The organism is Leifsonia sp. Leaf264 (assembly GCF_001422325.1).
Classification (GTDB): Bacteria; Actinomycetota; Actinomycetes; order Actinomycetales; family Microbacteriaceae; genus Orlajensenia.
Genome location: NZ_LMMR01000008.1, coordinates 130,602 through 157,192, shown reverse-complemented (window position 1 = coordinate 157,192; position 26,591 = coordinate 130,602). Strand labels below are relative to the sequence as shown.

General features: G+C 69.9%; 28 protein-coding genes. 12 read left to right on the top strand and 16 right to left on the bottom strand.

The window, feature by feature from the left end; genetic code table 11:
* The first annotated feature begins 136 nt into the window (after positions 1-136).
* Entirely contained in the window at positions 137-490 is a 354-nt protein-coding gene (locus ASF30_RS19775; RefSeq protein WP_055910820.1) for a DUF7882 family protein, read from the top strand.
* A 41-nt stretch (positions 491-531) separates the two neighbouring features.
* On the opposite strand, the gene ASF30_RS19770 is transcribed toward ASF30_RS19775, so the two are convergent.
* A complete protein-coding gene (locus ASF30_RS19770) occupies positions 532-1,251 on the bottom strand; it encodes a hypothetical protein (RefSeq protein ID WP_055910818.1) in 720 nt (239 codons plus the stop codon).
* Between the two features lie 194 nt (positions 1,252-1,445).
* On the opposite strand from ASF30_RS19770, the gene ASF30_RS19765 reads away from it, so the two are divergent.
* Entirely contained in the window at positions 1,446-2,105 is a 660-nt protein-coding gene (locus tag ASF30_RS19765; protein WP_055910817.1) for a GAP family protein, read from the top strand.
* A gap of 18 nt (positions 2,106-2,123) precedes the next feature.
* Here the strand turns inward: ASF30_RS19765 and ASF30_RS19760 are convergent, their stop codons facing one another.
* Positions 2,124-3,044 carry an EamA family transporter gene (locus tag ASF30_RS19760; protein WP_235480411.1) on the bottom strand — a complete coding sequence of 307 codons (921 nt, stop codon included), beginning with the start codon at positions 3,042-3,044 and terminating at the stop codon, positions 2,124-2,126.
* A 94-nt stretch (positions 3,045-3,138) separates the two neighbouring features.
* Here ASF30_RS19760 and ASF30_RS19755 point away from each other — a divergent pair, with 94 nt between their 5' ends.
* The 5 genes from ASF30_RS19755 (at position 3,139) to ASF30_RS19735 (ending at position 8,155) form a co-directional block, all read left to right on the top strand.
* Positions 3,139-4,224, top strand: coding sequence for a cation diffusion facilitator family transporter (locus ASF30_RS19755; RefSeq protein ID WP_082468154.1), 1,086 nt, complete (start codon positions 3,139-3,141; stop codon positions 4,222-4,224).
* Between the two features lie 26 nt (positions 4,225-4,250).
* Entirely contained in the window at positions 4,251-5,582 is a 1,332-nt protein-coding gene (locus ASF30_RS19750) for an LCP family protein (RefSeq protein WP_235480410.1), read from the top strand.
* Positions 5,583-5,701: 119 nt separating this feature from the next.
* Positions 5,702-5,953, top strand: a complete 252-nt coding sequence (locus tag ASF30_RS19745; RefSeq protein WP_055910815.1) for a hypothetical protein — start codon at positions 5,702-5,704, stop codon at positions 5,951-5,953.
* A gap of 1 nt (position 5,954) precedes the next feature.
* Complete coding sequence (locus ASF30_RS19740) at positions 5,955-7,205, top strand: cupin domain-containing protein (protein ID WP_055911084.1); 1,251 nt, start codon at positions 5,955-5,957, stop codon at positions 7,203-7,205.
* A 14-nt stretch (positions 7,206-7,219) separates the two neighbouring features.
* Positions 7,220-8,155, top strand: a complete 936-nt coding sequence (locus ASF30_RS19735; protein WP_055911082.1) for a sucrase ferredoxin — start codon at positions 7,220-7,222, stop codon at positions 8,153-8,155.
* Positions 8,156-8,160: 5 nt separating this feature from the next.
* Here ASF30_RS19735 and ASF30_RS19730 read toward each other — a convergent pair whose 3' ends face one another.
* On the bottom strand, positions 8,161-9,141 hold the full coding sequence (locus ASF30_RS19730) for an HNH endonuclease family protein (protein ID WP_082468152.1): 981 nt from the start codon (positions 9,139-9,141) through the stop codon (positions 8,161-8,163).
* 220 nt (positions 9,142-9,361) lie between these two features.
* Between ASF30_RS19730 and ASF30_RS19725 the strand changes: the two genes are divergently transcribed.
* A complete protein-coding gene (locus ASF30_RS19725; protein ID WP_055910813.1) occupies positions 9,362-10,207 on the top strand; it encodes an SGNH/GDSL hydrolase family protein in 846 nt (281 codons plus the stop codon).
* A gap of 19 nt (positions 10,208-10,226) precedes the next feature.
* On the opposite strand, the gene ASF30_RS19720 is transcribed toward ASF30_RS19725, so the two are convergent.
* A complete protein-coding gene (locus tag ASF30_RS19720; protein ID WP_055910811.1) occupies positions 10,227-12,341 on the bottom strand; it encodes a RecQ family ATP-dependent DNA helicase in 2,115 nt (704 codons plus the stop codon).
* A gap of 81 nt (positions 12,342-12,422) precedes the next feature.
* Positions 12,423-13,697, bottom strand: a complete 1,275-nt coding sequence (locus ASF30_RS19715) for a serine hydrolase domain-containing protein (protein WP_055910809.1) — start codon at positions 13,695-13,697, stop codon at positions 12,423-12,425.
* A 185-nt stretch (positions 13,698-13,882) separates the two neighbouring features.
* Between ASF30_RS19715 and ASF30_RS19710 the strand changes: the two genes are divergently transcribed.
* Together ASF30_RS19710 and ASF30_RS19705 are read left to right on the top strand one after the other, a co-directional pair.
* Positions 13,883-14,296 carry a DUF4383 domain-containing protein gene (locus ASF30_RS19710; protein WP_055910806.1) on the top strand — a complete coding sequence of 138 codons (414 nt, stop codon included), beginning with the start codon at positions 13,883-13,885 and terminating at the stop codon, positions 14,294-14,296.
* Positions 14,297-14,300: 4 nt separating this feature from the next.
* Positions 14,301-15,002 carry a hypothetical protein gene (locus tag ASF30_RS19705; protein ID WP_157497541.1) on the top strand — a complete coding sequence of 234 codons (702 nt, stop codon included), beginning with the start codon at positions 14,301-14,303 and terminating at the stop codon, positions 15,000-15,002.
* 23 nt (positions 15,003-15,025) lie between these two features.
* Here the strand turns inward: ASF30_RS19705 and ASF30_RS19700 are convergent, their stop codons facing one another.
* The gene (locus tag ASF30_RS19700) at positions 15,026-16,339 is read right to left on the bottom strand and encodes an ATP-dependent DNA helicase (protein WP_055910802.1); all 1,314 of its coding nucleotides are present in this window, start codon (positions 16,337-16,339) and stop codon (positions 15,026-15,028) included.
* A gap of 90 nt (positions 16,340-16,429) precedes the next feature.
* Between ASF30_RS19700 and ASF30_RS19695 the strand changes: the two genes are divergently transcribed.
* Complete coding sequence (locus ASF30_RS19695; protein WP_082468150.1) at positions 16,430-17,809, top strand: hypothetical protein; 1,380 nt, start codon at positions 16,430-16,432, stop codon at positions 17,807-17,809.
* Between the two features lie 46 nt (positions 17,810-17,855).
* On the opposite strand, the gene ASF30_RS19690 is transcribed toward ASF30_RS19695, so the two are convergent.
* The 5 genes from ASF30_RS19690 to rpmB form a co-directional block, all read right to left on the bottom strand.
* A complete protein-coding gene (locus tag ASF30_RS19690; protein WP_200918497.1) occupies positions 17,856-19,838 on the bottom strand; it encodes a cytochrome c oxidase assembly protein in 1,983 nt (660 codons plus the stop codon).
* Positions 19,839-19,983: 145 nt separating this feature from the next.
* Positions 19,984-20,271, bottom strand: a complete 288-nt coding sequence (locus ASF30_RS19685) for an HU family DNA-binding protein (RefSeq protein ID WP_055823789.1) — start codon at positions 20,269-20,271, stop codon at positions 19,984-19,986.
* 358 nt (positions 20,272-20,629) lie between these two features.
* Positions 20,630-20,935 (bottom strand): 30S ribosomal protein S14, encoded by a 306-nt coding sequence (rpsN, locus tag ASF30_RS19680; RefSeq protein WP_055823792.1) that lies wholly within the window; start codon positions 20,933-20,935, stop codon positions 20,630-20,632.
* Between the two features lie 4 nt (positions 20,936-20,939).
* Positions 20,940-21,107 carry a 50S ribosomal protein L33 gene (rpmG, locus tag ASF30_RS19675; protein WP_021760158.1) on the bottom strand — a complete coding sequence of 56 codons (168 nt, stop codon included), beginning with the start codon at positions 21,105-21,107 and terminating at the stop codon, positions 20,940-20,942.
* Positions 21,107-21,343 (bottom strand): 50S ribosomal protein L28, encoded by a 237-nt coding sequence (rpmB, locus tag ASF30_RS19670; protein ID WP_055823794.1) that lies wholly within the window; start codon positions 21,341-21,343, stop codon positions 21,107-21,109. Before rpmB ends, rpmG begins: the two co-directional genes overlap by 1 nt.
* 227 nt (positions 21,344-21,570) lie before the next feature.
* On the opposite strand from rpmB, the gene ASF30_RS19665 reads away from it, so the two are divergent.
* Positions 21,571-22,527, top strand: coding sequence for an alpha/beta fold hydrolase (locus tag ASF30_RS19665; RefSeq protein ID WP_162240782.1), 957 nt, complete (start codon positions 21,571-21,573; stop codon positions 22,525-22,527).
* A 67-nt stretch (positions 22,528-22,594) separates the two neighbouring features.
* On the opposite strand, the gene ASF30_RS19660 is transcribed toward ASF30_RS19665, so the two are convergent.
* Genes ASF30_RS19660 through ASF30_RS19640 form a run of 5 tightly spaced genes read right to left on the bottom strand, consistent with a single transcriptional unit; the run spans position 22,595 to position 26,589 of the window.
* Positions 22,595-23,011 (bottom strand): Fur family transcriptional regulator, encoded by a 417-nt coding sequence (locus ASF30_RS19660; protein WP_055910800.1) that lies wholly within the window; start codon positions 23,009-23,011, stop codon positions 22,595-22,597.
* On the bottom strand, positions 23,008-23,823 hold the full coding sequence (locus ASF30_RS19655) for a metal ABC transporter permease (protein ID WP_055910798.1): 816 nt from the start codon (positions 23,821-23,823) through the stop codon (positions 23,008-23,010). The genes ASF30_RS19660 and ASF30_RS19655 overlap by 4 nt, the downstream gene beginning before the upstream one ends.
* Positions 23,823-24,728: a metal ABC transporter permease gene (locus ASF30_RS19650; RefSeq protein ID WP_055910797.1), complete on the bottom strand. Its 906-nt coding sequence runs from the start codon at positions 24,726-24,728 to the stop codon at positions 23,823-23,825. Before ASF30_RS19650 ends, ASF30_RS19655 begins: the two co-directional genes overlap by 1 nt.
* Positions 24,728-25,579 carry a metal ABC transporter ATP-binding protein gene (locus tag ASF30_RS19645; protein ID WP_082468146.1) on the bottom strand — a complete coding sequence of 284 codons (852 nt, stop codon included), beginning with the start codon at positions 25,577-25,579 and terminating at the stop codon, positions 24,728-24,730. Before ASF30_RS19645 ends, ASF30_RS19650 begins: the two co-directional genes overlap by 1 nt.
* Complete coding sequence (locus ASF30_RS19640; protein ID WP_082468144.1) at positions 25,576-26,589, bottom strand: metal ABC transporter substrate-binding protein; 1,014 nt, start codon at positions 26,587-26,589, stop codon at positions 25,576-25,578. Before ASF30_RS19640 ends, ASF30_RS19645 begins: the two co-directional genes overlap by 4 nt.
* Positions 26,590-26,591 lie beyond the last annotated feature (2 nt).

The following is a 26,591-nucleotide window of genomic DNA, read 5'->3' as shown; positions in this document are numbered from 1 at the left end:
GGAGACTACGCCGGAGCCCGGTTCCATCATCAGGGGGTTGACGCGACGCCATCCATGACCATCGCCTGCGCTCGATCCGCCGAAAACGTGCACGGAATGGCGAAACCGTCGACGGCGGAAGTGAGATGCTTGCCCGGTGGGAGAACTGATCTACGGGGCCGGCACGTCATACGAGATGGATGACCGCACGCTGGCGCACATCAAGGTGGCGACGGGGCTTCGGCTTCGGCGGCAGGAGTCGTTCTACGTGTCCTGGGCCATCCCGTCGAACCAGGGTTCCGGCCGCATCAGCATCTGGGCATCGCCGTCGATCCCGCTGCAGTTCCACTTCTCGGGATCGCGCCCGCCCGAGCTCAACCGTCAGTGGCTGCAGGCCCTCGACGCCAGCGCCTTCAGTGAGGGCGGCATGCTCGTGATGCGCGAGAGCGACGCCGCGTCCTACCTCCAGCTCGAAGCCGAGCGCACGGCCGCTTCCGGCGATACGCGCTGAACGCCCACCGGTCCTGACGGCCGGGCGAGCGGCCCGCTCCGTCAGCGCCGATCGAAGCGCCCGGATCGCTCCTGGCGCGAGGGCCTCGTGGAGTGGCGGGTCGCTGACGTCGCCGCTGGCGCCGAGCCGGCGGCATCCGTCACAGCGGGATGCTCCGGCGGGAGGGCATGACGAGAGCCCGCCGCGGCCAACGCCACGTTCTTCGCCTCCCACTCGCGCAGCACCTGCTGCTCCGAGCTCAGGATGCGGTACTCCGGGCAGGCCGTGATCGACTTCCCGCAGGTGCAGGTCGAGCCACCGCTCGCCGCACTGTGGAGGACACCGAGACGCCACAGCACCGCCATGATGCGATCGGTGCGGCGGTTCGCCAGCTCCGTCGCCCGTTCGGCACGGCGTACGAGGTCGCTCTGCAGCTGTTCGCGCACCCCGGATGCGGGAGCCGCGTCGAACTGGCCGATCACCGTGGCCGACAGATCGGCGACCGTGGCCTCCAGCTCCGCGATCGAGCGCGCGGCGGCGGCGGCATCAGCCGCCGCCAGCGCTTCGGCCTCCGACGCGGCGATGGCCTGCGCCTCGCTGATCGCCGACCAGAGCGCGATGTGCGCGAGGTCGCGCCGCTCGGCCTTCTCCGGTCCGAGGTGCGATCGGCAGTGCACGCAGACGACCTGGTCGGAGTCCGCGGTGAAGGTGAACGGCTGCAGCGAGCCGCAGCAGAGGCAGCGCGCCTCGAGCGGAGTGTGCAGGGGGTAGTCGTGGGGCATCGAGCCCAGACTATGCGGCGCGAGGCTCCGAAGCGACGAGGTCCGGCCGAGCGCCCCAGCAGTGCCGGCGAGCGCGACGTCGAAGCCTCCGCCGCGTGCAGGGGAACATTCCGCACGCACGGCTCAGCGTCGCGATAGCGTGACCTCGACGCTCGCACGCGATCGACCCATGAACCCGAGATGAAGGGAAGCGGATGCCCCAGGCCATCGGAGCGCTCCTGCCCATCGCCCTGGCCATGGCCCTGAGCTCGGTCCCCTTCCTGACCACGGTCGTCCTGCTGCTGTCGCCGAAGCGCGGCCGCACAGCACTGCCGTACCTGATCGCCTACCTCGTCGGCCTGTTCGTCGTGGCCGGGGCGCTCAGCTTCGGCCTCGCCGCCCTGCCTCGCCGCGTCAAGCTCGGGACGACCGTCGCCATCGTCGAGATCGTGATCGGCCTCCTGCTCGTGGCGGTCGGGGTCATCCATTGGCTCCGCACCCGTGACCGCGAACCGGCGTCGACGAACGCCCTCCTCGACCGGGTGTCGACCTTCGGCGTCGGCGCGTCCATCGGGTTCGCACTGCTTCTCAACATCCGACCGAAGGCCATCCTGCTCGCCACCGCGGCCGGCCTCGCCCTCGGCACGGCCAAGCTGTCGCCCACCGAGTTGGTGACGTGCCTGGTGATCTACACGGTGCTGAGCTCGGTGACGGTGAGCGTGCCCGTGATCATGACTCTCGCCCGGCCGGACTCGATGGGGGAACGGCTGCTGCGCATGCGCGACTGGATCCTCGCCAAGAGCGGCGTGATCACCTTCATCGTGACGATCACAGTGGGCGTCACCATCTTCGGCGTCGGACTGGGCGACCTCTGAGTCGACCCGGCGCCGACGTCAGTGCTGACCTTCGGCCGTCATCTCGAGGTCGGATGCCGGCGGAACACGCTGCGTGGCGATGGCCGTGCCGGCAGCGGCGCACACCAGGCCGATGGCCAGCACCTGCACGACGGTGAACTGCTCGGCCAGGATGAGCCATCCGAAGATGGCGGCGATCACGGGCCCGAACGACGTGATGATGGCGTACACCCGTGCCGGGATGCGCCGCAGGATGAAGGTGTCGAGACTGTAGGGCAGCGCCGAGGACAGCACGCCGATCGCGAGGAGCAGGCCCAGCACCCGCCAGTCGATGACCGAGACGTCGAGGGTGATCAGCGCAGCCGGCACGAGCAGCACCAGGCTGACGATGCTGGCGACGGTGAGGCCCTCGAGGCCGGGGAGCTTGAGGGCGACCCGCCGGGTCAGCAGGATGTAGGCCGCCCAGCTCGCCGCCGCTGTGAGCGCGAGCGCGACGCCCAGCGCGTTGATGGTTCCGTCGAGCCCGGTGAGCAGCACGACGCCGATCCCGGCCGCTATGGCGCAGACGACGTCGAGCGCGCGACGCGACGCCGTGAGGGCGAGCAGCAGGGGTCCGAGGAACTCGATGGTCGCGGCGACGCCCAGGCCGAGCAGGTGCACCGACTCGTAGAACGCGAGGTTCATCACAGCCAGCACGACGCCGAGGGCGAGGGCGGGCCACAGTCGCGTCCAGGTGAGTTCGGCCCGCTTCGGCCTGTAGAGCGGGAGCACCACCACTGCCATCACCAGTTGGCGCACGGCCACGACGACGAACGATCCGACGATGGGGATGACGACGCCGGCCAATGACGAGCCGAAGTTGATGCTGACCTCTGTGCCCACCTGGGTGAGCGCGCCCACCGTCGCCCGCCGCGAATCCGGGGCGGCACCTGGGACCTCGGTCACCGCCTCGTCCGTCACCAGTCGATCCTACGGGCACGCCGCGAGGCGGTCTCGACCCGCGGATGCAGCAGTGCCAGACTCGCAGGAGCATCGACCGCGAACGGAGGGGCGTATGGGCACTGACACCGACGGCGTCGCTCCGCGCGACCAGCGAACCCACCCCGACATCAGGCTCGACCAGCCGGTCCTGCCCGCGGACCATCACGCCGCGGATGCCGAGGCCGACGACGTCGCCGACGCCCCGCCGAAGACGGGCGAGACCCTGCTCACGGTCATCATCGCCTTCGCCGCCAACGTCCTCATCGCCGTGGCCAAGAGCGTGGCCGCCGTCATCACCGGCTCAGCATCGATGGTCGCCGAGGCCGCGCACTCCTGGGCCGACGCCGGAAACGAGGTGCTGCTGCTCATCGCCGAGAGGCGATCGCAGCGCCCGGCCGACTCCCGGCATCCGCTCGGCTATGGCAAGGATGCCTACATCTGGTCGATGTTCGCGGCCTTCGGGCTCTTCACCGCCGGCGCCGTGCTGTCCATCCAGCACGGAATCCAGAGCCTGCTCGAACCCGAGCCCGCCACGGACTACGTCATCGCCTACGTGGTGCTCGGGGTCTCCTTCGTGCTCGAGGGGATCTCGTTCATCAGGGCCCTCCGCGAGGCGCGAGCGGCGGCCCACGAGCTGAACCGCGGCACCCTCGACCACGTCATCGCCAGCTCGAACCCGACGCTGCGAGCAGTGTTCGCCGAGGACGCCGCCGCCCTCATCGGCCTGGCCATCGCGTTCCTCGGCATCCTGCTGCATCAGCTCACCGGATCGTCGGCGTTCGATGCCATCGGTTCGATAGCAGTGGGGGTGCTGCTCGGTGTCGTGGCCGTGCTGCTGATCGCCCGCAATCGCGCCTTCCTGCTCGGCGAGGCCATCGGTGAGGCCGACAGGCAGGCCGTGCTCTTGCGCCTGCTCGCCCGGCACGACGTCGATCGCGTCACGAGCCTGCACGTCGAGTTCATCGGGCCGGGCCAGCTGTTCCTCATCGCCGCCGTCGACCTCGCCGGCAACGTCGCAGAGGACGCCCTCGCCGTTGAACTCCGCCGCATCGAGCGCGAACTCGAACGCGATCCCCACCTGGCCCGGGTGGTGCTGACGGTCTCCGCCGCCGACGAGGCCTCGCTGGAGGTGCCGGCGACGCGCCGGTCGACGCCGTGACAGCCCCGAAACATACTCATGGGAGCATGAGTTCCACGCGGATGGCGAAGGGAGCGGCGATGGCGACGGAGAACCCGGAGCGCCCTGCAGCTGCATTCCCGCCCCGTCATGGACGGCTGCGCCGCCCGCACGCCGTCGTCACGGTGCTCAAGGCCGCTGGCATCGCGGTAGCCGTCGCCGTGGTCGCCGCCGGCGGGATCGGCGCGTTCGAGCTCAATGACCTCGGCCAACGAGTCGCCGACAACGGCATCGACATCTCCAACGGAGCGGATGCGGCCACCGCGACGCCGCTGCCCGTGCCCCGGATCGGAGCGATCGAGGGCGGCTTCAACTTCCTGCTGGTCGGCACCGACAACGACGCCGCCCAGGGCGACGCCTACGGGGTGCGCGACGCCACCCTCAACGACGTGAACATCCTCCTGCACGTCTCGGCCGACCACACCTCCGGCGTCGTCGTGAGCCTGCCCCGCGACCTCATCGTTCCGCATCCCGAGTGCGTCGATCCGGATACCGGCGAGGAGTTCTACGCGATGTCGGGCCGCCCGCTCAACGAGGCCTGGTCGCGGGGAGGCCTCGGTTGCGTCGTGGCGACGGTGTCCGAGCTCACAGGCCAGACTATCCCCTACGCCGGAACCGTCTCCTTCAACGGCGTCATCGCCATGACCGACGCGATCGGCGGAGTCCCGGTCTGCGTCGAGGAGGCCATCGACGATCCCGATGCCGCCCTCGTGCTTCCGGCCGGCACCAGCACGATCTCCGGGGCGACCGCCCTCGGCTTCCTGCGCAGTCGTCACGGAGTGGGCGACGGCAGCGATCTCAGCCGCATCTCCTCGCAGCAGACGTACATGTCGTCGCTGATGCGCACCATGAAGAGTGCCGACACCCTGGGCGACCTCAGCAAGCTCTACGGACTCGCGCGAGCCGCCGCGTCGAACGTGAAGCTGTCGAGCAACCTCACGAGCCTCGACTCGATCGTGGCGATGGCGTATGCCCTGAAGGACATCGACCTCGACCACCTCGTCTTCGTGCAGTATCCCGGCGGGACGGGCGATGCCGACTATCCAGGCAAGGTGGTGCCGTACACCGACCTCGCCGACGAGCTCTTCGCCGCCATCGCGGCAGACCAGCCGTTCAGCCTCGACGGCGACTCGCTCGGTCGCGGAACAGTTCTCGACCCGAACGCGACTCCGACGCCGGTGGCGCCGACCCCCACCCCCACGCCGACCGAGGACCCCGAGGTCATCGCGGCGGCCGCGCCGGCTGCTGCTGCGCCGGCAGCAGCTCCGGCGCAGGTCATCTCGGGCCTGAAGGGCATGACGGCCACGACGCAGACCTGCGCAGCGGCCTACAGCGGCTGAGCGACGCCGCGGCCACCCGCGCACCCGTTCCGCCGGGTGACGCAAGGGGGTGAATCCGGCGAGACGCGGGCGTACTGTGAGGAAGGCGACGACCAGTCGCATGGGTGGGAAGGATGACGATGGCGATCAACGACGAAGACATCACGAACGAGGCCGCGACCGGCGGCGAGGGCGTCGCAGACGGCGGAGCCAACCCGGGCGGCCACGACGGCGGCGCCGACGGCTCGGCATCGGGCGGAGAAGGCCCCGCAGACGGCGGAGCGAACCCCGGAGGCCACGACGGCGGAGCAGACGGCTCGGCCGGCGAGGGCACGGCCGACGGCGGAGCGAACCCCGACGGTCATGACGGCGGCGCCGACGGCTCTGCCTGAGATGAACGACACGGAACGCGGGCCGGGCGACCGGCCCGCGCTTTCGCGCTGCATCCGAATTCCGGTCGACGAGTTCGCCCGTGACTACTGGGGTCGGAAACCGCTCCTGTCGGAGGCCGCGACGTTGTCCGGCACCTTCGACGACCTGTTCTCCACGGATGCCGTCGACGAACTGGTGACCGAACGCGGGCTGCGCACGCCGTTCATCCGTATGGCGCACGAGGGCTCGGTGTTGAAGCCGGCCTCGTACACCGCCCCGGGCGGTTTCGGCGCCGAGATCGGCGACCAGGTCAGCTCCGACAAGGTGCTGGCGGAGTTCGCCGGCGGAGCCACGATCGTGCTGCAGGGCCTGCACAGGCTGTGGCCGCCGCTGATCGACTTCACCCGGCGCCTCATCGACGACATCGGGCATCCGGCGCAGGTAAACGCCTACGTCACGCCGGCGTCGTCCCGCGGCTTCGACCCGCACTACGACGTGCACGACGTCTTCGTGCTGCAGATCAGCGGCGAGAAGCACTGGCGCATCCACGCGCCCGTTCACATCGATCCGCTGCGCGACCAGCCGTGGAGCGATCACAGCGAAGCCGTCGGCGAGGCGGCCTCGCACGAGCCGGTGATCGATGCCGTGCTGCGTCCGGGCGACGTGCTCTACCTGCCCCGCGGCTGGATCCACTCGGCCGAGGCCCTCGGCGACACCTCGGTGCATCTCACGATCGGCATGGCCGCGTACACGCGAGCCGACATCGTGCAGACCCTCGTCTCCGTCGCCGGCGACTCCCCCGCCCTGCGCTCATCCCTTCCGCTCGGCATCGACCTGGACGACCCGGCGTCGATGCGGACCATCGTCGAGCAGACCCTCCAGGACCTGCTCGGCGTGCTGGGCGCGTCGATGGCGGATGCCGACACGACGGGCAGGGTCGCACGCCGCCTGGCATCCAGGCTGACCGACGCCACCCGCCCCGAGCCGATCGCACCTCTCGCCACGGTCGCGGCTGCGGCCAGGCTCGACGGCGCGAGCCGGGTGCGGTGGCGCGGATCGCTGGGCGCCCGACTCCACGAGGCCGACGGCCGGGTGCGGGTGGTCTCCCGGCTCGCGACGCTGTCACTGCCCGGGGAGGCCGGCGCGGCGCTGCACCACCTCATCACCGGACGCGAGAGCGTGGTCTCCGAGCTTCCCGGCCTCGATGAGGCCGACGCCGTCGTCGTGGTGCGACGGCTGCTGCGCGAGGGCTTCCTCGTGTGGCTCCAGTGACGGCCGGGAGCACCGTGACCGCCGACGACGCCGACGAACCCTTCGGCGATGGCGGATGGCAGCCGTGCAGCGACCGGGCCCGGCAGCGTGGCGACGCCCTGGCCGGCACGGGTTCGCGGGGCCTGCAGTGGTTCCTCATCGAGATCTCGGGGCCGTGGGGCTCCCGCGCGTTCCTCGATCCCCCGTTCGACACCACTCTCGGGCGGGCGCTGATCCACCGCATCGAGGGCGCCGGCATGCGAGCTCTCGCCATCAGACGCACCGGACGCCGACCTGAGCAGACCACATGGTCGTGGGCGAGTGTCGATTCCCGTCCCGGCCACGAGTCGGTGCGATGGGGATCCGTCGACAGGCCGGAGGACCTGCTCGACGTGCCGCTCGACGGCTCGACGGGAGTGGCATCCGACCGGAGGATCTTCGCCGTCTGCGCCCACGCGCGTCACGACCAGTGCTGCGCCGTGCGTGGACGCCAGGTCGTCACGACGCTGTCGCGGGCCTTCCCCGAGGAGACGTGGGAGTGCTCGCACCTCGGCGGCGACCGTTTCGCCGGCACCCTCGTGATGCTGCCGCACGGCCTCTACTACGGCAACGCCGATGACGATGATGCGGTGCGGATCGGCGAGGCCTACCTCGACGGGCGGGTGGTCGAGGAGCACTACCGCGGCCGCAGCTCACTGTCGCATCCGGTTCAGGCGGCGCAGCACTACGCGCGTCTGGCTCTCGGCGACGACGGAATCGACGCGTACCCGCCCCTGGCCGAGCGATCTGGGACGGCGACCGGGGGCGGCTGGACCGTGACGTTGGGGACGGATGCCGGCCCCGTGACCGTCGAGCTCGCCGAGACCGAGTCCGAGCCGCTGCTCTCGACCTGTTCCGCCACCCGCCGCCTGCGGGTGCGGCAGTGGGAGCTCGCATCGCTGACGGCGCCTCCGGCGATCTCCGCTCGCTGACCAGCTCAGACCTTCGGAAGCAGGTCGGCGGTCGCCGGATACGCCTTCTGGGTGGGGCAGGTGTCGAGGATGCGCTCGATGGCGTCGTGCTCCGCCTGCGTCACCCACAACCCGTAGACGGACTTCACCGAGACCTGCCTGGCGACGTAGCTGCAGCGGATCGACTTCTGCGCCGGCAGCCAGGTCGCCGCGTCGCCGTCGCCCTTCTGCATGTTGGAGTGCCCGTCGACGGCCAGCAGGTTGAGCGGATCGTTCGCCAGGGCCTCGCGCTGAGCCTGCGTCAGCTGCTGGGCCCCGGTCTGCCAGGCGTTCGACAGCGCGACGAGGTGGTCGATCTGCACGAGCGCGCTCGTGCCCTGTCCGCGCACGAAGTCGATGGTCGTGCCGGTGTACGGCGAGACCAGGATTCCCGTCATGACCTTGCAGGGTCCCGACGTCGCGATCTCTGTGAGGTCGCGGGCGAGGACGTCGTTGCGGGTGTCGCAGCCGTTGTGGTCGACGTCCTTCCAGGCGTTGCCGAAGTCGCCCTCGCGGTCGTAGCCGGTCTTCGGGGCGCGACCCTTGATCTGCAGGGTCTCCAGGGCCGCCAGTGCCGTGCCGACGGGAGCCGGCGTCGTCGTGGAGTCCGGTGTGGCGGTCGGGCTCGCGCTGGGCGTCGCCGACGTGGTCGGGTTCTCGCTCGGGGCGACGTCGGTCGGCATCGACGTCGGCGACGGCGTCGGCGCTGAAGCGGCATCCGTCGCGACCGATTCCGCCGCAGCGCCCTGCGCAGCCGGACCACCGGCATCGGGGCCGGAGATGCCGGCGCCGACGGCGACACTGACGATGGCGATCAGGGAGGCGGCGAGCACCGAGGCGACGGCGACGGCTCGCCGGCGCAGACGACGCGTCGGGCCGGACGGGGTCGACGCGACGCGCGTCGAACGCGACGACGGAGGCGGGGGCGTCGTCGACGTCGGCCGGGGGCGCGGGGGCGGGGGATTCATGTACGGAAGTCTCGGCAGGATGGTGATGGTGATGCTGGCAGATCGCCTCCGCGACGCTATCAAGGGGCGGCTGGGGAAACGCCCGGCACCGCTCTGAATCGTCTCGTTGTGGGGGTGCCGTCACAGGAGTACGGTGCAGACAGCATCTGGTGATGCCCTCGCGACAGTCCGTCGACCCGAACGTCTCTCTCGCTGTTCCCTCCACGCACAAGGACGTGCCATGTCACTCCAGCGGAACCTCCACACCCTCTCGCTCTCCGTCGCCACGGCGGCCGTCCTCGTCGTCTCCGGCCTGTTCGGTTCGGTCGGCGCCCAGGCGGCCACTCCGCCACCGGGATCGATGGCCGCACTCGGCGATTCGATCACGCAGGCGCTCGACAGCTGCGGCTACAAGGACTGCCCGGCGAACAGCTGGTCGACGGGGACCTCGACATCGGTGGTGTCCCATGCCAGCCGACTGCGGTCAGCCGGCGCCACCACTCTGGTCGTCTCGAACGACGCCGTCTCGGGCAGCACCTCGGCCAGCCTGCTCGCGCAGGCGCAGAAGGCCGTCGCGCAGAAGGCGCAGTACGTGACCATCGAGATCGGTGCGAACGACGCGTGCACCCCGACTGTCGCCGCGATGACGCCTGTCGCCACCTACGAGGCGAACGTGCGGGCGGCTGTGGCCCTCATCGCCACCTCGCTTCCATCGACCAGGGTCTTCGTGGCGAGCGTGCCGAACCTGAAGACGTTGTGGGCCGTGAACAAGGGCAAGCTGGGGGCCCGTCTCGTGTGGGCAAGCGCCCGGATCTGCCAGTCCATGCTCGCCCGGCCCACGAGCACGTCAGCCACGGACACTGCGCGACGGGATGCAGTCCAACAGCGTGTGACCGAGTTCAACGCGGCTCTCGTGCGGGTGTGCGCGAGCTTCGCCGGCTGCAGCACCGACCGCGGCGCCCTGGCAGGCTACGCATTCACCTCAGCCGACATCTCGACGCTCGACTACTTCCATCCGAGCGTGAAGGGTCAGGCCAGGATCGCGGCGTTGACCTGGCCTGTCTCTCCCTACGCTGTCGCACCCTGAGGCCGCGGCGGTCCGAGCTCTAACCGCGCAGCGCCAGCACGAACGGCAGCACGGCCGGAACGCCGGCGCGCCGCAGCTCCCGCGCGGCCACTGTGATGGTCCAGCGGCTGTCGACGAGATCGTCGACGAGGAGCACGGGGCCTGACGCCGCCGCCAGGTCGAGGGTGGAGCTGTCGAAGCGATCCCACAGTCCTCCGAGCCTGTACACGCTGTTGCCGCCGGGCTCTCCCGTCGGTCCACCGTTGCGGGTTCCGAGCTCGCCGAGGTAGGGCAGGCGGCCGACCGACGCGAGTCCCCGGGCGAGGGAGTCGACGAGGAGCGGATGCCGCCGCGACGGCATGGCGATGACGCCTACGGGCCTGTCGCTCCAGCCCCACTCGGCCAGCACCCGCACGCACGCGTCGAGGAGCGCCGGCGTCACCGGCGCATCGGGGGCTCCCGCGGCGAAGGTGCTGCGCAGGGTTCCGCCCCAGCCCAGGTCGGTGAGCCGGGCGAGGGCGCGACCCTCGAGCATCCGTTCCTCCGCCGGGATCCGTCCCTTCACCGGCACACCGAGCTTGTCGGCGCCCGTCGGCCATTGCGCCCGTGGATCGATGGGAACACCGACGCGATCGAGGGCCGTCGATGCCGTCGCGGCGGCTCCCTCGGCGAGGTCCTGCGGGAACCAGACCCCGGCGCAGTTGTCGCAGCGGCCGCACGGCGCGGCGGTCTCGTCGTCGAGCGCACGCTGCAGGAACTCCATGCGGCATCCCGTCGTCGTCTCGTAGTCGAGCATGTGCTGCTGCTCGGCCGTGCGTTCGGCCGCGATGCGCGCGTAGCGCTCGGCGTCGTAGGTCCACGGTTGACCGGTGGCGACCCAGCCACCCTGCACGCGCTTGACGGCACCGTCGACGTCGAGCACCTTGAGCAGCAGTTCGAGCGGGGTGCGACGGATGTCGACCAGGGCCTCGAGCGCCGGGGTCGACGTCGGCGTCGATGATGCTGCGAGCTCGGCGATCACGCGCTCGGCGCGGATCTGGTTGGGCATCGAGGCCGTGGCGAAGTAGTGCCAGATGTCGGGGTCCTCTCGGCCCGGCAGCAGCAGCACGTCGGCGTTCGCCGTGGCACGGCCGGCTCGGCCGACCTGCTGGTAGTAGGCGACGGGCGACGAGGGTGCGCCGAGGTGCAGCACGAATCCGAGGTCGGGCTTGTCGAAGCCCATGCCGAGAGCGCTCGTCGCGATGAGCGCCTTCACCTCATTGCGCTTGAGCATGCCCTCCGACTCCTCGCGCTCGGCCGGGTCGGTCTGGCCGGTGTAGGCCCGCACATCATGGCCGGCCTGACGCAGCAGCCTGGCGGTGTCTTCGGCGGCGGCCACGGTGAGCGTGTAGATGATGCCGGATGCCGGAAGCTCGCCCAGATGGCTGAGCAGCCAGGCCAGCCGGGCCTGGGCGTCGGGCAGGCGCAGCACGCCGAGGCGCAGCGAGGCTCGCGCGAGCGGACCCCGGATCGTCACGACGTCGACCGCCGTGCCGTCGGCACCGGCGCCGAGCTGCTCGGCCACGTCGGCGACGACGCGGCTGTTGGCCGTGGCCGTCGTCGCGAGCACGGGGACCGACGCCGGCATGCGGGCAATGAGCTCACGTAGTCGCCTGTAGTCGGGCCTGAAGTCGTGGCCCCAGTCGCTGATGCAGTGCGCCTCGTCGACGACGAGCAGGCCGACGCGCTGCACCAGGGCGGGAAGCTGCTGCTCGCGGAACGAGGGGTTGTTCAGGCGCTCAGGCGAGACCAGCAGCACGTCGACCTCGTCGGCGGCCAGCTGGGCCAGCACGTCGTCCCACTCGTGAGCGTTCGTGGAGTTGATGGCGACGGCACGCACCCCGGCGCGGGCGGCGGCGGCGATCTGGTCGCGCATGAGGGCGAGCAGCGGGGACACCAGGATGGTGGGGCCGGCGCCACGTTGGCGCAGAAGCAGCGTGGCGACGAAGTAGACGGCCGACTTCCCCCAGCCCGTGCGCTGCACGACGAGGGCCCGTCGGCGGGCGTCGACGAGAGTCTCGATCGCCTCGAACTGGCCGTCGTGGAAGTCGGCCTTGTCATTGCCGACCAGCCGTCGCAGCACCTCGAGCGCTGCATCCTTCGTCGATTCGGTCATCAGGCCATGGTCGCAGCATCGGCCGACAGTCGCTCGCACACCATGCGCCCGGGCGGCTCCGACCCGGCGGTCCGACGAACGCTACTTCTGGCAGATCGCGTCGGCCTTGAGCTTGTCGGCCATCTGTTCGGCCGACCAGGGCAGCTCGATGACGGGCTTGTCGAGCGCCGACTCCTTCGCGGCGGCGGTTCTGGCACCGAGCGAGGCCAACTGCAGCGCGAGGTTCTGGGCGAAGTCGGCGCCGGCCGTGGCGTTGTTCAGCATGACGACGACGGTGAGGCCGCTGTCGGGATCCGAGTACGCCGCGCTGATGTAGCCGCCGAAGCTGGCCGAGCCTCCGCGCAGCGGGCCGATCTGGGTTCCGCCATAGCCCCTGCCCTCCCACTGCGGTGCCGAGCCGCCGAGAGGCACCGTCTGCCACTGCTTCGTGTGGGTCTTCTCGGTGAGCGTCGTTCCCGAGGCGAGGGACTGAACGAGGGTCTTGAGCTCGGGGACGGTCGACACCGCGCCGCCGGCGGTGCCGGCCATCGACGGCGAGAGCGTGGAGACGTCACGCACGGCATCGCATTTCAGCGCGCCGTCTGCTGACGGGACGAGGTAGCCGGCCGGGTGCTCCCCGGGCACCGTCACCTCGGAGTCCGCGGGGATGCCGGTCTGCTCGAGTCCGAGCGGATCGAGCACGTACTGCTTCTCCAGATCCGCCCAGCTGCGCCCCGTCGCCGCCTCGAGGGCGAGGCCCAGGAGCATGTAGCCGCCGTCCGACCGCGCCCACTTCTCGCCGGGGGCGCCGGTGCGCGGCAGGGCGAGCGCGTTGGACACGATCTCGATGGGCGGCCACGGCCGCTCGGGGTTCTTCGTGAACTGCGAGCCGAGCGCCGAATGCGTGTCGGCGATGCCCGAGGTGCCCTGGCAGAGCTGCCCGAGGGTGATGCCCTCGGTTCCCGGGATGGACGGGAGCACATGCGAGACGAAGTCGTCGAGCGTCACGGTCTTCTCGTCGACGAGACGCATGAGCACCGTGCAGGTCATCCCCTGCGTCAGCTCTCCGATGCGGAAGTGCGTGTCCGTGGTGACGGGCTTCTTGTCCTTGATGCCGAGCTGGCCTGTTGCGGCGAGCCACTGCCCCGCCCACGGGGCCCACACTCCTGCGACGCCGCCGGTGGAGTCGGACAGGGCTACAGCCGTCTTCAGGGTGTCGCTGAGAGATTCCTCAACGCTCTTGTCGAACGGCGTGTCGACCTGCTCGGGGAGGGCCGCACGAGCGGCTCCGGTGGCGGAGCAGGCCGTTGCCAGGAGGGCGACGGCGGCGAACATCGCCGCTGTGGCGAAGCCACGAGTCCTGGTCCTGCCGGTCACTTCGATCCCCCTCGAGTTCCGCTCACCTGATCTTATCCGCGCGCGTGAACCGGGCCGGTCGGACGGGGTAACGAACAGCTCCCAATCCGATCCCGTCCTCCGCGGCGAACCATCTGAGCGCGACAGACGTCACGCATGATCAGCGCGGCGGATGCCGCGTCGACAGGAAACTGGAGGCGAAAGCCATGAGTTCATCACCCAACCGCATCGTCGGTGTCATCTTCGGAGCCGTCTACCTTCTCGTCGGCGTGCTCGGCTTCTTCGTGACCAGCGGAGTCGACTTCGTCGCCACCCGCGGAGGCCTGCTCCTCGGCATCTTCGAGGTGAACCCGTTCCACAACATCGCCCACCTGCTCATCGGCGCCGTCCTCCTCATCGGCGGCCTCTCGGGTGTGAAGGCGGCGAAGGGCGTGAACACCGTGATCGGTGCCGCCTACCTGCTGCTCGGCATCGTCGGCTTCTTCCTCGCCGGCACCTCCGCCAACATCCTGGCGCTCAACACGCCTGACCACTTCCTGCACCTCGCCAGCGCGATCCTGCTGCTCGGCGTCGGTCTGGGAGCCGAGCGCGCCGTTCGTCAGAACGCGGCCGTGGCATAACGCCATGAGCGCTCGGATGAGCCGCCCGCGCCCCTCGATCGGAGCGGTCCCCCCGGCCGCCCCGATCGAGCCGGCCGCGACGACCCCGGCCCAGGTCCCGTCGACGAGGTCGCCGTTCCCGTCGGCATCGTCGCTGGGCCTGGCCTGGCCACCGCTCGCGGCCCTGGGCGCGGGTCTCGTCCATCTCGCCGTCGCGGCGAGCGCCCCCGTCTTCCTCGCGGGTGCGCTCGTGCTGCTCGGCGTCGCCGAGATCACGTGGGGCATCGCGGTGCTCCGAACCTCGCGCCTCCTGCTCGTACGCCTGGCCCTCGTGGTGTCGGCGTCGTCGTCGGCGCTCTGGGTGGCCGTGGCCTTCTCGCTCGTGGCCGTCGGAGCCGCCGAGCCCGCGGCATCCGTCCCCCTCTTTCCCCTCGTGGCTGCGAGCGTGTTCACCCTGTCCGTCGCGGCCATCTGCGCTCGATCGCTGCGGCGCGCGGATGCCGCAACCACTGTAACCGGATCAACCGGTTCGACTTCGTCCGCTGTCCCCGCCCCGCCTGCTGCGTCCGCGGGCGGTGGTTGGCGCTTCGTCGGGGCGTTCGCGGCGAGTGCCGCCCTCGTGTCGGCCATCGCGACCCCGGCCCTCGCCGCCACCGAGGCCGGGCAGTACGCCCACCCGCACGGTGAGCACGGTGTGGAGCTCGTCGTGCCGGGTCACGAGCACTGACGCAGACGGGGTCGACGCGGGCCTCAGAGTGCGGCGTCGGCCTCGATCGCCGGGATCTGCTGAGCAGTGTCCATGAAGCGGCGCACGTCGTCATCGACGATGATGTCGCTCGGTCGCAACGGGCGCGTCAGGTAGAGCCCCTCCAGCCGCGTCAGGCGGCTGAGCGCCACATAGGTCTGGCCCGGGCTGAACGCCCGCGGACCGAGGTCGACGATGGCGGTGTCGTAGCTCGCCCCCTGGGACTTGTGGATGGTGACGGCCCAGGCCAGACGCAGCGGGAACTGCGTGAACTCGGCGACGATGTCCTTCGACAGCTTCTTGGTGGCGGCGTTGTAGGTGTACTTGAACTTCTCCCACGTGGCCGGCTCGACGTGGTGGACCTCGCCGTCGACCTCCACCTGAACCGTGTCCGTGATGCCCGTGACGACGCCGATGGTGCCGTTCACCCAGCGCGGCCCCCCGTCGATGGCCGAGTCGTTCCGCAGGAACATGACCTGCGCCCCCACCTTGAGCTCGAGCTTGAGGTCGGCGGGGTAAGCGCGCCCGGCGAAGTCGCCGGAGATGTCGGCCTCGTTCGCCTGCGACCTGCCCGTCAGGCGCGCCAGGGCTGATGCGTTGATGCGGTTGACGGCATCGTTGCGGGTGGCGAGGGTGATGGCGCCCTCCTCCGGCAGCGGACGCCGGGCACCCATGTAGTTGAGCCGACCGCCGATCTCCGCCGTGACCTGCCCGTGCCGGACGGCGTTGAGCATGTGGCGGAACTCGGCATCGTTCTGCCGGTGGATCTGCCCGAGCTCGAAGATGCGCAGGTCGGCCTCTGCCCACACCTTGGCGTCGAAGAACCACATCGACCTGTAATGGTCGGTGAAGTAGGCGCGCTCGTCGGCGTCGCCCGGCACCGGCGCGAGCTGGTACGGGTCGCCGAACAGCACCACCTGCACGCCGCCGAACGGGGTGAACGGCTTCTTGCGGGCCTGCCTGAGGCTGCGGTCCATGGCGTCGACGAGGTCGGCGCTCACCATGCTCACCTCATCGATCACGAGGGTGTCGATGGTGTTCAGCAGCTTCCGCGTGGCGTCGTTCTGGTCGATGTCGTGATCGGCGATGAGCCCGATGGGAAGGCGGAACAGCGAGTGGATCGTCTGCCCGCCGACGTTGAGCGCGGCCACGCCCGTCGGAGCCGCGATGACGATCTGCTTCTCGGTGTTCCAGTTCAGGTGGTTGAGCAGGGTGGACTTGCCCGTGCCGGCACGTCCCGTGACGAAGACATGGTCGCGAGTGGCCTCGATGGCCTCGAAGACCGCGGCCTGCTCGGCCGACAGAGCGGGGACTGACACGGCGGCCTTTCACGACAGGAGACGGTGATCCCACTGTACTGGCCGGGTCGGGTCCGATCCCGAGGTGGGCGTCGACCATAGAATGACCACGTGGAACCGGGGTGGGACGACGAGCGCGACGGCGTGCCCGCATCCGTGCCCCCGCCCGAGCCCCGATCCGGACCGGAGACCGAGCAGGACGCCCCGTCGGACGGCCCTCCGCCCATGCACGGTCCAGAGCCCGAGCCTCCGCTCGTGCACCCGGCCGATGACCCCGACATCGAACCGACGTCGGTTCCGGCGACCAGCCCGTTCGGCATCACCATCCCGGTGCCGATAGTGTCCGACCGCGAGTTGGGCATCGGCCACCACGGAGCGCACGCAGCCGGCGACCCGGGTCCGCGCGTCGGTGCTGTCGTGGCGGGAACCGCCGCCGTGCCCGCTGCCACGTCGGTGGCGCCGCCCAGCCGGGTCACCAACCCCACTGCGGCGGTCCTGATCTGGCTGGCCATCGCCCTGTTGCTCGTCGCCGCCCTGCTGGCTGCCATCGGCGCCCTGAACCGCAGCATCTACAGCGCCGCCGGATTCGTGGAGCAGTACCTCTCGGCCATCGAGGACGGCGATGCCAACGCGGCTCTGGCCATGCCCGGAGTGAGGATAGCCCCCGAGGACCTGGCCTCGGCCGGCCTGCCGCCGAAGTCGGCCGACACCCTGCTGCGCGACTCCGTGCTGCGCGGCCCGAGCGCCGTCGAGTTGGTGAGCGACACCAACGACGACGACGGTCACCACAGCGTGACCTACAAGGTCACCGTCGGCGGCGTGAGCAAGTCCATGACGTTCGACGTGCAGCGCGACGGCAGTTGGGCCGGCGTCTTCCACACCTGGCGCTTCGCCACCAGCCCCATCGCCGCCCTCACCGTCACAGTGCTGCACGACAACACCTTCACCGTGAATGGCCTCACCCTTGATGCTCGGGCCCACGCGGCTCCCGATGCCGAACCGACGTTCAACAACTCGGCCGACTACCTCGTGCTCGCTCCGGCGGTCTACGAGTTCAGCCGTTCCTCGCTGCAGCTCGAGGCTCCGGCGCAGTCGATCCCGGTGACGAAGGTGGGAACCCAGGACGTCACGATCGACGTGCAGCCCACGAAGACCTTCATCGCGGAGGTGCAGACGGAGATCAACGGCTTCCTCGACCAGTGCGCCACCCAGAAGGTGCTGCAGCCGACGGGATGCCCGTTCGGCACCGTCATCGATGATCGCGTCATCAGCGAACCCGTCTGGAGCATCGTGAGCTACCCCGACGTGACGCTGGTGCCCGATGACACGGCCTTCCAGATGCCGTCGACACCCGGCGTCGCCCACATCTCCGTCGGGGTGCAGTCGCTCTACGACGGCGAGGAGTCGACCGTCGAACGCGACGAGGGCTACTCGATGGGTGCGACGGTGGTCATCGGGCCCGACGGCAACCTGAACATCCAGTTGCACTGATCCCGGGCGCCGCACCACGGCGATCGTCGACGAGCGGACGACATCGTCAGCGAACCGAGGTGTCCCGCTTCGCCATGGCCTCGAGGCGGGCGTTGTAGGCCTCGAGCTCGGCCTCGTTCGTGCGGTCGGCATTCCGGTCGCGGCGCTTGGTCTCGCGCTCGTCGGCCCGGCTCCACTGGATGGCCACGGCTATAGCGAGGGCCACCGTCGGGATCTCGCCGACACTCCACGCGATGCCGCCGCCGAGTTGCTGGTCGGCCAGCGCGTCGGTTCCCCACCCCATGGCGCCGTACCAGTCGGCGAGCAGCAGCCCGGTTCCGGTCATGATGGCGAGGCCGAAGAAGGCGTGGAAGGCCATCGTGAGCAGGAGCAGCAGCAGGCGGAACGGGTACGGCAGGCGGTACGGCACCGGGTCGATGCCGATGATGGACTGCACGAAGAGGTAGCCGGTGAGCAGGAAGTGCACGGTCATCCACTCGTGCCCGAGGTGGTCGGTCGTCGCCCAGCTGAACAGTGAGGTGTAGTAGAAGATCCAGAGGCTGGCCGCGAAGAGGATCGCCGCCACGATCGGGTTGGCGATGAACCCGGCGAAGCGCGAGTGCACGGCGAGCATGATCCACTCGCGCCCGCCGCGGCTGCCGTCCTTGCGGGGACGGATGCTGCGCAGGGCCAGCGTCACCGGTGCGCCGGGAACCAGCAGCACGGGCACGGCCATGGTGAGCACCATGTGGGCGAGCATGTGCGTGGAGAAGAGGTACTGGCCGTAGAGGTTGACGGCGCCGTTGGTCACGTAGAACAGCACGACGAGTCCGGCGATCCACGAGATGGTGCGGAAGATCGGCCAGCGGTCACCGCGGCGGTTCAGGCGCCAGACTCCGGCGAGGTAGAAGAACGCGCCGAAGGCGCAGGCCAGCACCCAGAGCAGGTCCCAGTTCCACGCGGTGAGGTAGCGGACGGCCGTGAGCACCGGCGGAAGCGGCTCGCCGGTGAGCAGTTCGGCTGGAGTGCCCGAGCCCGGCGGCGTCTCGGCGATCGGCGTGGCCGTGCGGGCGAGGGCCGCGGCGAGCCCGGCGGCGATGCCCATGAAGGCGAGCTCCACCACGACGAGGCTCCAGAACCAGCCCCGCGCGCTGCCGGCGCCGCCGCTCGTCGAGCGTGCGATGCGACCGATCGCGTAGCGACGCTGCACGGCCCCGAAGCATCCGAGGGCCAGGAGAGCGGCGATCTTTCCGAAGACGAGCACGCCGTAGGGAGTGAGCAGGTTCTGGAAGGTGCCGATGCGCAGCGCGGCGCTGACATAGCCCGATGCCGCGACGACGATGAAGCAGATGAGCGCGACGGTGGAGTACCGGCCGAGCACGGCGATGAGGCGACCCGGCTGCAGCCTGGTGCGCAGCAGCACGATGGTGAGCAGGCCGCCCAGCCAGGCTGCGGCGAAGACCAGGTGCAGGCCCAGCGCGATGATGGCGGCGTTGTGGCCGGCCGTGCCGGCGGCGTGGCCCTGCTGCGCCATGGGGACGAGTGACGCGACGGCGACGACGGTGACGAAGACCAGAGCGGTGTGGTTGCGCACGGCGAAGCACAGCACGGTGACGAGGGCGCCGATGAGAGTCGTCGCGAGCCAGGCCTGACCGAGCGGAATGGCCGTCAGGAACTGGCTGAGGGTGGCGCCGAAGCGATCGTCGAAGGTGAGCGGCGTGTTGGTGACCGAGAGGAACGTCAGGAACCCCGTCGCTCCGGCCGAGACCGTGAAGACGCCGGCGGATGCTGCTGCAACATCGAGCGCCCCGTCGAACTCGTCCTCGTCGGGACTCAGCGCCCAGCAGACGAGGATCAGTGCGCCGATCATGCCGGCGGCACCGAGGTTCACGAACAGCTTCGCTGCCGGCAGGCCCCAGCGCACGACGGCTCCGGGGTCCTCGAGGGCCTGCGGGGCCGCTCCCCCGCCATAGGCGAGAGCCGCGATGAGACTGACCAGCGCCGCCGCCACGAGCACGGCGGGGCCGAGCACTCGGGCGGATCGCTTCACTCGTCAAGTCTACGTTCCAGCACCGATGCTTCCTCCCGCGCGCTGCGTCCTGCGGAGGGCGCGGTCGAGGCGCAGCCGACGCGAGATGTTAACGACGCGAGGGGCCCGGCCGAAGCCGAGCCCCTCGCGGGTGGTGGAGCGAAGACTACTTGGCAGCAGCCTTGAGCTTCGAACCAGCCGAGACCTTGACCGAGTAGCCGGCTGCGATCTCGATGGTGGCGCCGGTCTGCGGGTTGCGGCCGGTGCGTGCGGCGCGGTGGGTGCGCTCGACGGCGAGCCATCCCGGGATCGAGACCTTGACGTCGTTGCCGACCGACTCGGCGAGAGCGTCGAAGAAACCGCCGAGAACGCCGTCGACCGTGGCCTGGCTCTGACCCGTGGACGCAGCGATCTTTGCGACGAGCTCGGTCTTGTTAAGCGACTTGTCAGCCATTGAGTGTCCTCCTCGGACGTACATCTGCGTGCCGACTCGATATCGAGCCGTACAGCTTTTCGAGATGGCGGGGTGGGCGTCTCCGCTTGCCCCTCTGGTCGGATGACCGCCTCGAATGTAACAGAGATCCGCGAGATTCCGCGGATTTCAGGCCCGTATGGGCGTTCGCGACACGCGGAATCGGCCGCATTCGTCACATTCGTCACGCAAGTCGCCCCCGGATGCGGCACATCGGCCGTTCTCCGGCGTTTCAGCGGACTCGCGGCATCCGTTCACGCCTTAACGCACTGAACGGGATGCTCGACCGGAGTCGGGCATCCCGTTCAGGATGATTCAGGCCATCAGGCCGGGCTGGGTGCTACCAGCTCGACTTGGTGATGCCGGGCAGCTCGCCACGGTGTGCCATGTCACGGAAGCGGACGCGCGAGACGCCGAACTTCGTGAGGACACCGCGGGGGCGGCCGTCGATGGCGTCGCGGCTGCGAACGCGGATGGGCGAAGCGTTGCGGGGAAGCTTCTGCAGGCCGACGCGAGCTGCCTCGCGCGACTCGTCGGTTCCGTTGGGGTCGACGAGAGCCTTCTTCAGCTCGGCGCGCTTCGTGGCGTAGCGCGCGACGATGACCTTGCGCTGCTCGTTGCGGGCGATCTTGCTCTTCTTAGCCATATGTTTAGCGCTCCTCGCGGAAGTCGACGTGCTTGCGCACTACGGGGTCGTACTTCTTCAGCACGAGACGATCGGGGTTGTTGCGACGGTTCTTGCGGGTCACGTAGGTGTAACCGGTGCCTGCCGTCGAACGGAGCTTGATGATGGGACGGATGTCCTGCTGCTTGGCCATTAGATCTTCACCCCACGAGCGAGAATGTCCTTGACGACGGACTCGATGCCACGGGCATCGATGACCTTGATTCCCTTGGCGCTGACGTTCAGGGTGACGCTACGGCGAAGCGACGGGACGTAGTACGTCTTGCGCTGCACGTTCGGGTCGAAACGACGCTTGGTGCGTCGGTGCGAGTGCGAGATGTTGTGACCGAAGCCGGGAACGGCTCCTGTCACCTGGCACACTGCTGCCATTGTGATTCCTCCAATACCGAGGGGCGCATGCCCCTCCCAAGATCTCTTGTCGGCATGCCTTCACCCCGGGTTCTTGCGAGTCGGGGAGGCGGCATACGAATCCAGGCGCTGAGATGACGCCTAGCCAAAGGGAGAGTCTACGCCATCGACGGCGTGTCGCGCAAAACGAGGGCGATGTGCGACTACGAGGGCGGCATCCGTTCCGCCGCGAGCTCCGAATCACTCCCATGATCGCAGAGCAGACCTCGGCGGGCTACGCGCCGTTCGGACTCCTCACGCGTGCGGCGGAGCTCGACCTCGACACTCGCACCATCCACACGACCGTCGGCGAGCTCGAGCTGCAGACGGGTCGCCGTGATCGCACCGACGAGACCGCGACGCTGATGCTGCACGGCGCCGCCGGGTCCTGGACCACGTTCACCCCTCTCCTGCAGGCGGCCGAGCTGCGGGGGGACGCCCTCGACAACCTGGTGATCCCCGACATCCCGGGCTGGGGCGCCAGCCCGTTCCCCACGGATGCCGCCCTCTTCACGATCGACGACATCGCCCGGGCGCTCGTGGCCGCGGTGAGGGGGCTCGGCTACGAGCGCTGGCGGGTGGTCGGCCACTCCTTCGGAGCCACCGTCGCCCTGCACATCGCCACCATCGAACCGACCGCGACGACGGCGCTCACCCTGGTGTCACCGACGACGTTCGGGGTGTTCGATGCCGTGCGGCATCCGTCGGCGGCCCTGCTGACGCTCCCCGCCTATGCCGGCATGCGGCGTACGATGCAGCTTCTCGACTGGCACGAGCCGGCCGGCCGCAGCCTCGTGCGCGGCCTCGGCCGGCTCGGGTTCATGCGCGCGCTGGCATCGCCGCTGTTCAGCCATCCGGGATTCATCGACGCCTCGGTCTTCGACGCCATCGCCGAGGAGGTGCGTCCGCACGCGTTCGCACTGGCCTCCGACGCGGCCGCCGTGTACCCGGCCGCCGGCCTGTGGCCCCGCGTCGCCTGCCCGGTGACGGCGATCCGCGGGCGGCGCGACGTGTTCCTCGCGCGCGACGACCTGGAGCGACTCACGGCCGTCGTGCCGCAGACACGCAGCCTCGTCCTGCCTGACACCGGCCATTTCGCCCACATCGAGCGGCCGTTCGAGGTGCTCGACGTGCTCGACGTGCTCGACCGCCAGCCCGCCGAGTAGCGCCGATCGAGGGCCGTGTCGGCCCGGCGCCGGATCCCGCCTGGTTCCGATGCGGGCGCACTCAGCGCTAGGTCGCTTGCGACCCGGCGGTAGCCGTCGCGGCGCGTGAGCAGTCGGCGCACAGGCCGAACACGTCGACCACGTGGGCGGCCTCGGTGAAGCCGTGCTCGCCGGCGACGCGTTGGGCCCAGGCCTCGACCTCGGCGGCGCCGATCTCCACGGTGAGGCCGCAGTTGCGGCAGATCAGGTGATGGTGGTGCCCCGTCGTCGAGCAGGCCCGATAGAGGCTCTCGCCCTCTGGCGACTGCAGCGAATCGGCCTCGCCCTGTTCGGCGAGATCGGAGAGGGCGCGGTAGACGGTGGCGAGCCCGATCGGCGATCCTCCGGCGTGCAGAGCCGAATGGAGGCCCTGCGCGCTTATGAATCCACCCGAGGTGTCCAATGCCGCGCGCACGGCCTCACGCTGCCAGGTGTTGCGCTTCATGCTGTCTCCACTCCGGTTCTCCAGCCTATCCGCGGCATCCGTCGCAGCAGCAGGGCGAGCAGGAAGAACCCTGCAGCCACCAACGCGATGGTCGGCCCCGCCGCGACGTCGGCGACGCGGGAGAGGACGACGCCGATGATCCCGGATGCCGCCCCGATGACGGGGGCGATCACGAACATCCAGCGCGGCGACGGAGCGACCACCCGAGCGGCCGCGGCGGGTGCTGCGATGAGTGCGATGGCGAGGATGGCGCCGACAGCCGGCATGGTCGTGACCACGGTGGCCGTGATGAGCACCAGGGCGAGCAGTTCCATCGGCCACTCGCGATAGCCGGCCGCGGCGTAACCCCGGCGGTCGAAGGTCTGGAAGACGAGTTCCTTGCCGAAGGCGAGCAGCGCCAGAACCGTGACGAACAGCACCGCCGAGGCGAGCACGACGTCGGCCGTGCTCACCGAGAGGATCGAGCCGACGAGGAACGACTCGATCTCCACCGGGACGCCGGGGTTCATGGCCTGGAGCACGACGCCCAGGGCGAATCCGGCCGTGAGCACTATGCCCGCAGCGACCTGGGTGCCCTGGCGTCGCACCCGGCTGATCAGCGCCATGATGCCGACGATGACGACACTGGCGAGCGCGGCACCCAGGGGGATGCTGAGCCCGAGGATGGCAGCGGCCACGGCGCCGGGGAAGGTGGCGTGGGTGAGTGCCTGGGCGAAGAAGACCCGCTTGCGCAGCACCACGATGGTGCCGACGAGGCCGCTGGAGGCGCCGATGACGACAGCAGCCACCAGGGCGAGTTCGAAGTAGCCCATCAGGCGCTCACCTCGACGCGCCTGTCGATGGCCGCCGCGGGTACGCGGGTGCCGCGCACCCTGTCAACGCCCAGTCGGGCGAGCAGCACGATCGCGTACAGGCTCACCAGCGTCAGGACGACGGTGGCGCCAGCCGGGAGGCTCAGTCCGTCGTCGACGGAGACGCCGAAGCCGATGCCGAGACCGATCCAGGCGGCCAGCGCCGTCGCCGCTGCTCCGAGCGGGAAGAGCAGCCAGAGCCGCCGGGTGAGCAGCCGGCCCACGGCACCGGGCACGACGAGGACGGCGAGGACCAGCAGGTTGCCGACGGCGCTCGATGCCGCCACCACGACGAGGGCTATGGCGCCGTTGAGGATGAGGTCGTTCACGAGCGGACGGAATCCGGATGCCTCACTCCCCCGTGCGTCGAAGGCACGGTACAGCTGGGCGGGCAGCGTGGCCAGCACGGCCACGAGCGCCACGGCGCAGAGGGCGACGGTGCGCCAGAGGTCGGCATCCGTCACCGTCAACAGGCGACCGAAGAGCAGGGCGTCGAGCTGGCCGGCGTAGTCGGTCTGGCGCGAGACCACGAGGACGCCGACGGAGAAGAAGCCCGTGAGCACGATGGCTATGGCCGCGTCCGAGGCTACGCCGCTGCGGGTGAGCAGGGTGAGCACGACGGCGGCGACCAGGGCCGTGATGATCGCACCGACCAGCAGCCCGTCGCGGCCGCCGGCGACGAAGCCGATCGCGATCCCGGGGAACACGGCGTGGGTGAGGCCGTCGCTGATGAACTCGAGTCCGCGCAGGTTCACGATCACGCCGACGACCCCGGCCACGACAGCCAGCGCGAGCAGCATGCCGAGCGCGCGCGCCATGAACGGCAGCGAGAACGGCTCGACGAACCAGGAGACGAGCACGTCCATCAGTGGCCCTCGTGCCCCGGCACGACGAGGGTGTGCTCGTCGACCTCGACGCCCACCTCGCCGAATGCGGCCTGGACGTTGGGCAGCGTGAGCACGTCCTCCGTGCGCCCGCAGGCCACCTGCTGCGCGTTGAGCAGCAGCACGATGTCGCAGACGTCACGGGCGAGCTCGAGGTCGTGGGTCGACACGATCACGGCGACGCCGCGGGCCTTCAGCAGCCTCAGCGTCTCGACGAGGGCGTCGCGGTTGGCCTGGTCGAGGCCGTTGAACGGTTCGTCGAGCAGCAGCAGCCTGGGACCGGATGCGAGTGCCCGCGCGAGCAGGCCGCGCTGCTGCTGTCCGCCCGAGAGCTCCCCGAAGCGCGCCTTGGCGCGATGCGCCAGGCCGACTGTGGCGAGCGCGTCGGCCACGGCCGCCCTGTCGGCACGGCCCGGCCACCGGAAGAAGCCGAGGGCGCGGTAGCGGCCCATCATCACGACCTGCTCGAGCGTGATGGGGAACTCGGGGTCCAGCTCGTCGCTCTGCGGCAGGTAGCCGATGCGCCGACGCGAGAGCCTGGCTGCGGCATCAGCCTGCCGGGCGGGGAGACCGCTGCGCGCGGCACCGAAGGCCTCGAAGCCGCCCTCCGTCACTGGGATGAGGCCGAGCAGCCCCTTCAGCAGCGTCGACTTGCCGGAGCCGTTCGGCCCGATGAGGGCGACGGCCTCTCCGGCGTGCACGTCGACGGTGACGCCGTGGATGGCCGGAGCCCCGCCGTAGGAGAACGCTGCGGCACGCAGGCTCAGCACCGGGGCGACGGCATCCGTCACTCCCCCGGCCCCCGACTGCTCGTCTGGTTCCACGTGGGTCATTCTTGCAAGGATGCCGGCAGCGCGGTCGGCGTCACGCCCCACGACTGCAGCAGCATGCGCACGTTGTGCAGTTGCGCATCGATGTAGGTGGCGCCGTCACTCCCCGCCGGGCCGAGCGAGTCTCCGTACAGGGCATCCTCGCCGGAGTAGACCTCGACGCCGGCCTCCTTCGCGATGGTCTGCGCGGTCTTCGGTGAAAGCGAGGTCTCGGAGAAGACGGCCTTCGTTCCCGTGGCCTCGATGTCGGCGACGAGCTTGTCCATCTCGGCGGCGCTCGGCTCCGAGCTGTCGTCGAAGCTCGGGATGACGCTGCCCACGTAGTCGATGCCGTAGGCGTCGACGAAGTAGCTGAAGGCGTCGTGGTTGCTCACGAACAGGCGCTCGGCGGAGGGAACGGTGTCGATGTTGGTGCGCGACCAGTCGTCGAGGGCGGTCAGCTTGGCGATGTAGGCGTCGGCGTTGGCGCGGAAGTCCGCAGCCTTTGCCGGGTACGAGGTGCTGAGCGCCGTGGTGATGGTCTCCACCATCTGCTCGGCGTTCGCCGGATCGGTCCAGATGTGCGGGTTGCCGGCTGCATGATCGTGGTCGTCGGCGTCCGCGGCGTCGTCGTGTTCGTCGCCCTGGGTCTCATCGAGGTCGATCCCGGTGCTGGAGTCGACGGTGACGCCGCTGAAGCCTGAGGCCTCGACGGCGTCGTCGAGCCATTCCTCGAGGCCGGCGCCGTTCTGCACCAGGACGTCGGCCTTCGACAGCGCCATCAGGTCGGCGGCCGACGGGTCGTAGCTGTGCGCGCTCTGGTTGGGCTGGATGAGCTGGGTGACGGATGCCCCATCCCCCGCGATCTCCCGGGTGAAGTCGGCGACCTGGGTGGTCGTGGCGACGACGCGCAGGGTGCCGAGCTGGGCGGCGACTCCGCCCAAGCCGTTGTCGTCGCCGACACAGCCCGTCAACGCCAGGGCAGCGCCGATCGCGGCGGCGATGGTCGCGGTCACTCTGCTGCGTCTCTTCACGG